Origin of the sequence: uncultured Oceanisphaera sp., from assembly GCF_947495715.1 — a bacterium.
GTDB lineage: Bacteria > Pseudomonadota > Gammaproteobacteria > Enterobacterales > Aeromonadaceae > Oceanimonas > Oceanimonas sediminis.
Genome location: NZ_CANLZU010000012.1, coordinates 114532 through 124774, shown reverse-complemented (window position 1 = coordinate 124774; position 10243 = coordinate 114532). Strand labels below are relative to the sequence as shown.

Genomic DNA, 10243 nt, shown 5'->3' with positions numbered 1-10243 from the left:
TCAGAAGTGAAACGCACCCGCGCCGATGATAGTGTGGCAGCTGCCATGTGAAAGTAGGTCACTGCCAGGCACCCAATTAAAAAGCCCGATACGAAAGTATCGGGCTTTTTTGCGTCTTCGAAAAAGTGAGCTGGCACTCATTCATGTTTATCCATCAGACAAGATTGCTTGCCTGAAGTAGAAAAACGGCATAGCGTTAGGTTGTAATAAAGCTGTCATTGCACTGTGCTTTAACTGGGCAATGACCATGATAAGGGCCAAGCCCGAGGGAGCATGTCTATGGACGACAATGACCGTAAACGCTTTATTCTGGATACCAACGTACTACTGCACGAACCTCTCTCCATTTATTCATTCAATGAACATAACGTCGTCATTCCCATGACGGTGCTTGAAGAGCTGGATCGCATCAAGGATCGGCAAAAAGACGTTAGTCGGGATGCCCGGGTCGCGATTCGCACACTGGAAGGAATTTTTCACGACGCCACTCCCGAGCAGATTGTGGCCGGAGTCCCCTTGGGTCTTCAGGGCGCTGAAGCTTCGGGTACCATCGCCATCATTACCGACCGACACTTGCCGGAAGGCTATGCGGTATTTACCGATGATGAAGCCGATAACCGCATTATCAATACCGCACTCTATCTGCAAAAGCATACTGCCGAAGGCATGGCGGTGCTGGTGACCAAAGACATCAATATGCGGCTCAAGGCCAAGGGCGCGGGTCTGCAATATGTGGAGGACTACCGGTCCGATCAGCTGGTTGATGATATCCGTTTGTTATCCAAGGGTTTTTATCACCAGGAAAACAGCTTCTGGGATAGGGTGGGCGAGTGCGACAGCACCACTCATGGCCGGGAGGTCATTCATACCGTCGCCGACGAATTGCTGCCGGGAGCTTACATCAATCAGTACCTGGTTGATGACACGGATGACTTTGCCGGTCGTGTACTGAACAAGGCCGATGGCAAGGTCCGTTTCGTCGACCTGGGCCGAGAGCGAATGATGGGGCGCAAGGCCTGGGGGATTCATCCCAAGAACATCTATCAGGCCATGGCGCTGGATGCGCTGCTTGATCCCAATATCGAGCTGGTGATCCTCACCGGTCCGGCAGGCAGCGGTAAAACCCTGCTGGCCATGGCGTCGGCACTGGAAATGATCATTGAAAAAGGGATTTACGACAAGGTTATCGTGACGCGTAATACACCGGAAATAGCCGAAAGCATCGGCTTTCTGCCGGGAACCGAAGAAGAGAAAATGGCGCCCTGGCTGGCGGCCATCACCGATACGCTGGAAGTACTGCACAAGCAGGATGAATGCATGGACGGCTCGCTCAGTTACATCATGGGCAAGGCCAATATTCAGTTCAAATCGGTCAACTTCATGCGCGGACGCAGTATCCAGAATACCTTCGTGCTGCTGGATGAATGCCAGAACCTGACCGCCTCGCAGCTGAAGACCATCATTACCCGCTGTGGTGAAGGCACCAAACTGGTGTGCTCGGGCAACCTGGCCCAGATAGACTCCAACTACCTGACCCCGGTGACCTCCGGGCTGACCTACATAGTGGAACGCTTCAAGGATTTTGAAGGCAGTGCCAATGTGTACCTCAACGGCGTGGTTCGCAGCCGACTCGCCTCCTTTGCGGAAGAAAATCTCTAGCGGCCGAGATAGGCCTTCAACTCTTTGGTTTGGGGAGCTGACAACAGCTCCCTTTTTCCTTGCTCCAGGATGCGGCCGTCATGCACAAAGGCGATGTTGTCGGCGACCCTGGCGGCTTCCTCCGGGTGGTGGGTGACCAGCAATACCGTCAGTTGCAGCCGATCGGTCTGATTGCGTAGCAGTTCCAGTAGCTCGAAGCGCAAGGCCGGATCCAGGGCGGAGAAAGGTTCATCCAGTAGTAACACCGGCTGGCGACGGGCCAGACAGCGAGCCAGCCCCACCCTTTGTTGCTGACCGCCGGACAGGCTCGCAGGTTTGCGGTTCAGCAAGGCTTCTATGCCGACCTGACTGGCCACCTGCTGCACCCTTGCCTGCTGTTCTGGCGTGAGGCGTAACGAGGGGGACAGGCCGATGGCAATATTCTGATACACCGTCATATGCCAGAACAGGTTGTTATCCTGAAACAGGGTGGTGATCGGCCGCCGGGCCGGAGTCAGTGGCAGCAGATCCCGGCCATCATGCAGCAGCTGCCCGGAATCAATTTGGGTAAAGCCACCCACCATGGCCAGCAGGGTGGATTTTCCGGCCCCACTGGGGCCGATAAGCGCGGTGACTTCACCGGCATTGGCCGCAAGGGTAAAACAGAGTTCCTGCTCCGGATAGCGGGAGCAGAGATTATTCAGTTGCAGCATCTTTGCCTCCCAGCACACCTTCTATCAAACCAAACAGGCCGAGACTCAGCAGCAACAGCATCAGCGCCGTGGCGGCGGCATCTGTCATCTGATAGTTGCCCAATTGCTGATACAGCAGCCAGGGCAGGGTCTGCAGTGACTGGCTGCCGAACAGGGCAATGGCACTGAGATCGCCGAGCGACAGCATCATCGCCAGCGCCAGTGCCAGCGCGATGGGCTTGCGCAGCAGCGGCCATTCCACCAGCCTGAGCCGTGCCATGCCCTGAACATCGAGGCTGGTACAGAGCCGGCCATACTGACGGGCAACCCGCTCCATCGGCAACTGCAAGGCGCGCAGCCCATAAGGCAACGCCATCAGGGCGTTGACCAGCAACACCAGTACCGGCCCCAGAGTAAAAACATCGGCCACGTTACGCAGCAAAATAAAAAGCCCGGTCGAGAGCACCACCGCCGGCAGCACCAGAATGACGGAGCCGGAGGCTTCCATCAGGGCGGCACCGAGCCTGCGATGTAACTGCAAACGCAAATAGCGGCTGCTGCTGAGTAGTCCTAGGGTCAGCAGTACCGACAGCAATGCCGCACAGCCGGCAATGATCATCGAAGTCAGAGTGGCTTGCCACAGCTGGAGTGAATTCAGGGCAGGCCATAGTCGAGGGTTGAGGCCGCTGACGATGATGGCCAGCAAGGGCGGCAGAAACAGCCCCAGGCTCAGCGTCAGGATCAGGGCATCCCACAGGCGCACACCGATACGCAGTCTATCCGGCCGCAGCGCAAGCTCGTTGCTGCTGTTCTGCTCTGGCTGCCCGCGAGTCAGCCCGTATTGCAGCAGCAGAAAACCGCTGCAGAACAACAGCTGCAACAAGGCGAGCATGCCCGCCAGTGGCAGATCGAAGTCGAAGCGCAACGCCTGATAAATGGCCACTTCCAGGGTGGTGGATTTAGGGCCGCCGCCCAGGGCCATGACGGTAGCGAAACTGGTAAAACACAGCATGAAGATCATGCTGGCCAATGCTGGCAGCGCACTTCTGATCGCCGGCCATTCCAGCCAGCGGAACAATTGCCAGCCGCTGAAACCGAGTTGGCTGGCGATTCGCCATTGACTGGCCGGTATGCTCTCTATGCCTTGCAGCAGAATACGGGCCGCCAGCGGCATATTGAAAAACACGTGAGCCAGCAGTATGCCGGCAAGGCCGTACAGATAACCCACAGAGTCGACCCCCAGTGCCTGCAGCAGCTGGTTCACCCAGCCCTGACGGCCATGCACGGTGACGATGCCGAATACCACCAGAATGACCGGCAGCACCAGTGACAGCCCGAACAACCGCAACAAGAGCCCCCGGCCCGGAAATTGGCGACGGGACAGAGCCTGTGCCAGCGGAATAGCCAGCAGCAGGCTCAGCAGGGTAGACAACAACGCCTGATAGAAACTGAACCAGACAACATGGTGCAGGTAACTGTCGTGCAGCAGGCGAGACAGGCCGCTCTGACTGCTTTGCACCAGCAGGGCGGCAATGGGTCCGGCAGTGAGCAGCAGAATACCGAGCAGGCTCAAGCTGCCCGGCAGCCACCAATACTTGCGGTGCATCAGCGAGTGACGGCACTCAGCCACTGTCGAAGCCAGCCGCTGCGTTGGGTGGCCACCTGTTCGGCGCTAAACACGAGGCTCTGCTCGGGGCTGATCAGGGTATCGAAGCTGGCGGGTAACGGCGTCTCGATCACCGGATACATCCAGTTACCGGCGGGAATCTCTTGCTGAAAGGCGGGGCTGACCATGAATTGCATAAACTGCCTGGCCAGTTCGGGCTGTTGGCTGTTGCTGAGCATGGCTGCGACTTCCACCTGCAGATAATGCCCTTCCTCGAAGCTGGCGGCCCGATACTGGCTCTTTTGCTCGGCCTCGATATGGTAGGCCGGAGAGGTGGTGTAGGACAGCACCAGATCCGCCTCACCCTTGAGGAACATGCCGTAGGACTCGCTCCAGCCCTTGGTCACCGACACGGTACGCTTGGCCAGGTTCTGCCACACGGCCGGGGCCTCGTCACCATACAGCTTCTGTACCCACAGCATCAGGCCCTGACCGGGAGTGCTGGTGCGGGGATCCTGATACAGCAAGGTCAGTTCGGGACGAGCCAGCAGTTCGGCAAAACTCTGCGGCGGTTGCTGCAGCTTGTCGGCGTCGTAGATAAAGGCGAAATAACCGTAATCGTAGGGCAGAAAGGTGCTGTCGTTCCAGCCGCCGGGCACCGTGATACCGTCCAGCGACTGGCCATGTTCGGCCAGCAGCCCGGTGTCCTTGGCGGCCTGCAGCAGATTGTTGTCGAGTCCCAATATGATATCGGCCTTGTTATGACGGCCTTCCAGCCGCAGTCGATTCAGAATGGAGACACCGTCATCCAGCGCCACCAGCTCGAGCCGACAGGCACATTCGGCTTCAAAGGCTTGTTTGATGGCCGGGCCGGGCCCCCAATCGGACGCAAATGAGCTATAGGTATAGATGGTCAGAGTCGGTATTTGTGCCATTGCCTGGCCGGCTGTCACGAGCAGGGAAAGGGCAATAAGGAACTTGTTCACAGGCCACTCCTTGTGGATGGATAAGGCCGAAAGCTTGAATTCCTGCGCCGGCACGAGCCGGGGGCGATGCACGAGTATGATCTCAGCGGTTGGCCGCACCCCGTTTAAGAATGGCCGTTATTGTAGGGTTATTCTTTTTGCTAAACCAGTGTCTTGTAAACCGTCTCTGATAAACCACAGCCTGATAAGCCACAGCCTGACAAGGAAGGTGAACCATGATGCCAGCTCAAGAAGAACAGCGACTGTTCAGTCGTATGCAGCTCGACTCCAGGGTTATTCTGGCCACGACCCGGCAACGGGTAGAGGGAATTTGCCGTAACCTCAGTGCCGAAGGTGTACTGATGGAAGTGGCCACCGGTCAATGCGCGGTGGGACAGGAATGGCGGCTGGTGTTGCCTTCTGCCGACTCGGGGGTAGAGCCGCTGATTGCCACCGCCAGCGTGATCCGGGTGGATGCCGGAGAGAGTACCGACATGGTGGCGCTGGTATTGAGTGACGTGCACTGAGTCATGAGTACAAACAATAACGCCGGCTTGCGCCGGCGTTGACATCTATTACCTTGAAACCGCTTACAGCCAGCTGGGCTGCTTGGCCTCATAGGCGTCGATCTGATCCTGATGTTGCAGGGTCAGGCCGATGTTGTCGAGGCCGTTGAGCAGACAGTAGCGGCGGAACTCGTCGATTTCGAACGGGAAGTTGAGCTCGCCGGCACGTACCTGCTGGGCTTCCAGATCGACGGTGATCTCGGCCCCTTTATTGGCCTTGGCGTACTGGAACAGGGCATCGACCTGCTCTTCGGTCAACCGCACCGGTACCATGCCGTTGTTGATGGCGTTGCCATAGAAGATGTCGGCAAAGCTGGGGGCGATGACTGCCTGCAGACCGAAGTCGGCCAATGCCCAGGGCGCGTGCTCGCGGCTGGAGCCACAACCGAAGTTTTCCCGTGCCAGCAGGATCACCGCCTGGTCGTAAGGAGTCTGGTTCAGCACAAACTCCGGGTTGGGCTGCTCGCCGGCATCATCGAGAAAGCGCGAGTCGTGAAACAGGTGTTTGCCGAAGCCGGACCGGGTGACCTTCTGCAAAAACTGCTTCGGGATGATCTGATCGGTATCTACGTTGGCCGCATCCAAAGGGGCGGCAATACCGGTTAACTGCTTGAATCCGCTCATGTTGTATCCCTTATAATTCCCGAATGTCGACAAAGTGACCGAAGACGGCGGCGGCGGCGGCCATGGCCGGGCTCACCAGATGAGTGCGACCACCGCGGCCCTGGCGGCCTTCGAAGTTGCGGTTGCTGGTGGCGGCACAACGCTCGCCCGGCTGCAGCCGGTCGTTGTTCATGGCCAGGCACATGGAGCAGCCCGGCAGACGCCATTCGAAGCCGGCTTCGATGAAAATCTTGTCCAGACCTTCCGCTTCTGCCTGGGCCTTCACTTGCTGTGAGCCCGGTACCACCAAGGCCTGTACGCCGGAGACCACCTTGCGGCCCTCGGCGATGGCGGCGGCGGCGCGCAAGTCTTCGATGCGGCTGTTGGTGCAGGAGCCGATGAACACCTTGTCGATATTGACATCGGTGAGCTTGCCACCGGCCGGAATATCCATGTATTGCAGTGCCTTGACCGCAGACTGCCGCTCGGTGAGGTCTTTGATGTCTGCCGGAACCGGGATGATACCGTTCACCGGCATCACCTGGCCCGGGTTGGTACCCCAGGTGACCTGCGGCGCAATATCGGCACCGTCCAGCTCGATAACGGCGTCAAATTCGGCGTCGTCATCGGACTTCAGGGTCTGCCAGTAGGCGACGGCCTGCTCCCAGTCGGCGCCTTCGGGCGCAAAGGGCTTGCCCTTGAGGTAGTCGAAGGTGGTCTGATCGGGGGCAACCAGACCGGCCTTGGCGCCCAGCTCGATGGCCATGTTACAGATGGTCATGCGGGCTTCCATCGACAGCGACGCGATGGCGTTGCCACAGAATTCCACCACATAACCGGTACCGCCGGCGTGGCCGACCTTGCCGATAATGGCCAGCACCACATCTTTGGCGCTGATGCCCGGCTTGAGCTCGCCGTTGACCTGAATCTTCATGGTTTTGGCCCGGCCCTGCTTCAGGGTCTGGGTGGCCATGACGTGCTCAACCTCCGAGGTGCCGATACCGAACGCCAGGGCGCCGAAGGCGCCGTGGGTAGCGGTATGGGAGTCGCCGCAGACGATGGTGGTACCGGGCAGGGTCAGGCCCAGCTCGGGGCCGATCACGTGCACTATGCCCTGGTACTTGTGGTGCAGATCATAGAGCGGTACGCCGAACTCTGCGCAGTTGCTGGCCAGCGTTTCCATCTGGATGCGGGCCATTTCACCGGAGGCGGCGATGTCGTTGGTCTGGGTGGACACGTTGTGGTCCATGGTGGCCCAGGTGCGATCCGGGCGACGCAGCTTGCGGCCTTTTTCGCGCAGGCCGTCAAAGGCCTGGGGCGAGGTCACTTCATGTACCAGATGGCGGTCGATATACAGCAACGGCGTTTCACCGGCCTGATCGCGCACCAGGTGGGCGTCGAATACTTTTTGATAGAGGGTGGTAGCCATTAGTTTGCTCTCCGGATACGGGCGGTGATCTGCTCACCCATCTGGGCGGTGGTTTGCACCGGGTGTGCGGCGTCGGCACTGTAGAGGTCGCCACTGAAGTAACCGGCGGCCAGGGTTTCGCTCACGGCACGTTCGATGGCCTGAGCGGCCTCTTCCTGCTTGAAGCTGTAACGCAGCATCAGGGCGGCAGACAGGATCTGGGCGATGGGATTGGCGATGCCCTGACCGGCGATGTCCGGGGCGGAGCCGCCGGCCGGTTCGTACAGGCCAAAGCCCTTGTCGTTGAGGCTGACCGAGGGCAGCAGGCCCATGGAGCCGGTGATCATCGCCATTTCGTCGGAGATGATGTCGCCAAACAGGTTGGAGCACAGCATGACGTCGAACTGGGACGGATCCTTGATCAGCTGCATGGTGGCGTTGTCGATATAGATGTGGTTCAGAGTCACATCCGGGTAGTCCCTGGCGACGTCGATGACCACTTCGCGCCACAGGATGGAGGCCTGCAGTACGTTGGCCTTGTCGACCGAGGTGACGATGCCGCGACGACCGCGGGCGGCTTCGAAGGCCAGGCGGGCGATGCGCTCGATTTCGAAACGGTGATAGACCTCGGTGTCGAACGCCTTCTCGTTGGCGCCGGTGCCTTCGCGACCTTTGGGCTGACCGAAGTAGATGCCACCGGTCAGCTCACGCATGCAGACGATGTCGAAACCGCGGGCGCTGATGTCGGCGCGCAGCGGCGAGAAACCTTCCAGACCCTGGTAGATACGGGCCGGACGCATGTTGCAGAACAGCTTGAAGTGACCGCGCAGGGGCAACAGGGCACCACGTTCCGGCTGCTCGTTGGGGGGCAGATTTTCCCACTTGGGGCCGCCCACCGAGCCGAACAGCACCGCATCGGCGGCTTCACAGCCGGCCAGGGTGGTTGCCGGCAGGGGAGTGCCGTGGTTGTCGATGGCGATACCGCCCACATCATGGTGACTCAGTTCCAGGCTGAAACCGAATTCAGTCTGCACCTTGTCCAGTACCTTCAGCGCCTCGGTCATCACCTCGGGGCCGATGCCGTCTCCGGGCAATACGGCAACCTTGTAGCTTGCACTCATACTTACACTGTCTCCATACGAATTTTTTTCTGAATTTCTTCTTTCTTTTCCGCGACCTGCTCGGCCCGGTAGATGCTGTTGATCACATGTATCAGCGCCTGGGCCGAAGATTCGACGATGTCGGTGGCCAGTCCCATGCCGTGGAACTTGCGTTCTTTATATTCGGCGACAATGTCTACCTGGCCGAGGGCATCTTTACCTTCGCCCTTGCTCTTCACTTCGTACTTGTCGATACGAATGTCGTAGCCGGTGACGCGGTTGATGCACTGGTAGACCGCATCGACCGGACCATTGCCCACGGCGGCTTCGTTGATGGTTTCGCCGCCGACGCTCATGCGCACGCTGGCGGTCGACATCACATTGCTGCCCGACTGCACGCTCAGATAATTGAGTTTGAACTGCTCCGGCTCTTCGTGGATCTGGCTGAAGAACACCAGCGCTTCCAGGTCGTAGTCGAATACCTGACCCTTGCGATCCGCCAATGCCAGAAAGCTGGTGTAGAGGGTATCGAGATCGTAGTCCTGCTCGGTGTAACCCATCTCGGCCATGCGATGCTTGATCACGTGGCGACCGGAGCGGGAAGTCAGGTTGAGCTGATTCTTGGGCAGGCCGATGCTCTCGGGGGTGATGATCTCGTAGGTATTCTTGTTCTTCAGTACACCGTCCTGATGAATACCGGACGAGTGGGCGAAGGCGTTGGCACCCACTATGGCCTTGTTGGGCTGCACCGGCATGTTGCACAGGTTACGCACCAGCTGGCTGGTACGGTAAATTTCCTGATGCTTGATATTGGTGTGCACTCCGAGCAAGTCGCCCCGGGTCTTCATGACCATGGCCACTTCTTCCAGCGAGCAGTTGCCGGCCCGCTCGCCGATGCCGTTGATGGTACATTCGATCTGGCGAGCACCTTGTTGTACTGCGGCGATGGAGTTGGCCACCGACATGCCCAGATCGTCATGGCAATGCACCGAGATGACTGCCTGATGGATGTTGGGCACCCGGTTGAACAGCGCCTCTATGATGCTGCCGAATTCGCTCGGCACCGTGTAACCCACGGTATCGGGAATGTTGACGGTGGTGGCGCCGGCCTTGATCACCGCTTCGACCATGCGACACAGGTTGTCGATGGGGGTGCGGCCCGCATCTTCGCAGGAAAATTCCACATCGTCGGTATAACCACGGGCATGCTTGACCGCGCCGACACTCATCTCCAGCACCGAGTCGAAATCCTTGCGCAGTTTGCTCTGCACATGAATGTCGGAGGTGGAAATAAAGGTGTGGATGCGAAACTGATCCGCGACCCGCAAGGCTTCGCCGGCGGCGTCGATATCGGCCTTGAGTGCGCGCGACAGGGCGCAGACTCGGCTGTTCTTGATGTGACGGGCGATGGTCTGCACCGACTCGAAATCACCGGGTGATGAAATGGGGAAACCGACTTCCATCACATCTACGCCCAAGCGCTCTAATGCATAGGCAATTTGTAATTTTTCCTTGACCGTCAGGCTGGCGGAAAGCGCCTGCTCACCATCTCTCAAGGTGGTATCGAATATAATGACCTGGTTCGACATGTCGCTTTCCCTCTGTTGTTCCTTGCCGCCCGCGACAGATATAAAAAACCCGTGCGGATGGCACGGGTTTTAGTAT

General features: G+C 58.7%; 9 protein-coding genes. 2 read left to right on the top strand and 7 right to left on the bottom strand.

Annotation, left to right across the window (positions count from 1 at the left end):
* Positions 1-279: 279 nt before the first annotated feature.
* A complete protein-coding gene (locus tag Q0753_RS09365; protein ID WP_298719800.1) occupies positions 280-1659 on the top strand; it encodes a PhoH family protein in 1380 nt (459 codons plus the stop codon).
* Here Q0753_RS09365 and thiQ read toward each other — a convergent pair.
* Genes thiQ through thiB form a run of 3 tightly spaced genes read right to left on the bottom strand, consistent with a single transcriptional unit; the run spans position 1656 to position 4871 of the window.
* Positions 1656-2351, bottom strand: coding sequence for a thiamine ABC transporter ATP-binding protein (gene thiQ / locus Q0753_RS09360; protein ID WP_298719798.1), 696 nt, complete (start codon positions 2349-2351; stop codon positions 1656-1658). The two genes, Q0753_RS09365 and thiQ, sit on opposite strands and share 4 nt — an antisense overlap.
* Positions 2335-3936 (bottom strand): thiamine/thiamine pyrophosphate ABC transporter permease, encoded by a 1602-nt coding sequence (gene thiP, locus Q0753_RS09355; protein WP_298719806.1) that lies wholly within the window; start codon positions 3934-3936, stop codon positions 2335-2337. The genes thiQ and thiP overlap by 17 nt, the downstream gene beginning before the upstream one ends.
* Complete coding sequence (gene thiB, locus Q0753_RS09350) at positions 3936-4871, bottom strand: thiamine ABC transporter substrate binding subunit (RefSeq protein ID WP_298719804.1); 936 nt, start codon at positions 4869-4871, stop codon at positions 3936-3938. The genes thiP and thiB overlap by 1 nt, the downstream gene beginning before the upstream one ends.
* Positions 4872-5137: 266 nt before the next feature.
* On the opposite strand from thiB, the gene Q0753_RS09345 reads away from it, so the two are divergent.
* Positions 5138-5428, top strand: coding sequence for a PilZ domain-containing protein (locus tag Q0753_RS09345; protein ID WP_298719796.1), 291 nt, complete (start codon positions 5138-5140; stop codon positions 5426-5428).
* Between the two features lie 63 nt (positions 5429-5491).
* Here the strand turns inward: Q0753_RS09345 and leuD are convergent, their stop codons facing one another.
* From leuD to leuA, 4 genes are read right to left on the bottom strand one after another with little or no spacing between them, the layout of a single operon-like run.
* Complete coding sequence (gene leuD, locus Q0753_RS09340; protein ID WP_298719794.1) at positions 5492-6091, bottom strand: 3-isopropylmalate dehydratase small subunit; 600 nt, start codon at positions 6089-6091, stop codon at positions 5492-5494.
* A gap of 10 nt (positions 6092-6101) precedes the next feature.
* On the bottom strand, positions 6102-7499 hold the full coding sequence (gene leuC / locus Q0753_RS09335; RefSeq protein ID WP_298719792.1) for a 3-isopropylmalate dehydratase large subunit: 1398 nt from the start codon (positions 7497-7499) through the stop codon (positions 6102-6104).
* Positions 7499-8599: a 3-isopropylmalate dehydrogenase gene (gene leuB / locus Q0753_RS09330; protein WP_298719790.1), complete on the bottom strand. Its 1101-nt coding sequence runs from the start codon at positions 8597-8599 to the stop codon at positions 7499-7501. The genes leuC and leuB overlap by 1 nt, the downstream gene beginning before the upstream one ends.
* 2 nt (positions 8600-8601) lie before the next feature.
* The gene (gene leuA, locus Q0753_RS09325; RefSeq protein ID WP_298719788.1) at positions 8602-10167 is read right to left on the bottom strand and encodes a 2-isopropylmalate synthase; all 1566 of its coding nucleotides are present in this window, start codon (positions 10165-10167) and stop codon (positions 8602-8604) included.
* Positions 10168-10243 lie beyond the last annotated feature (76 nt).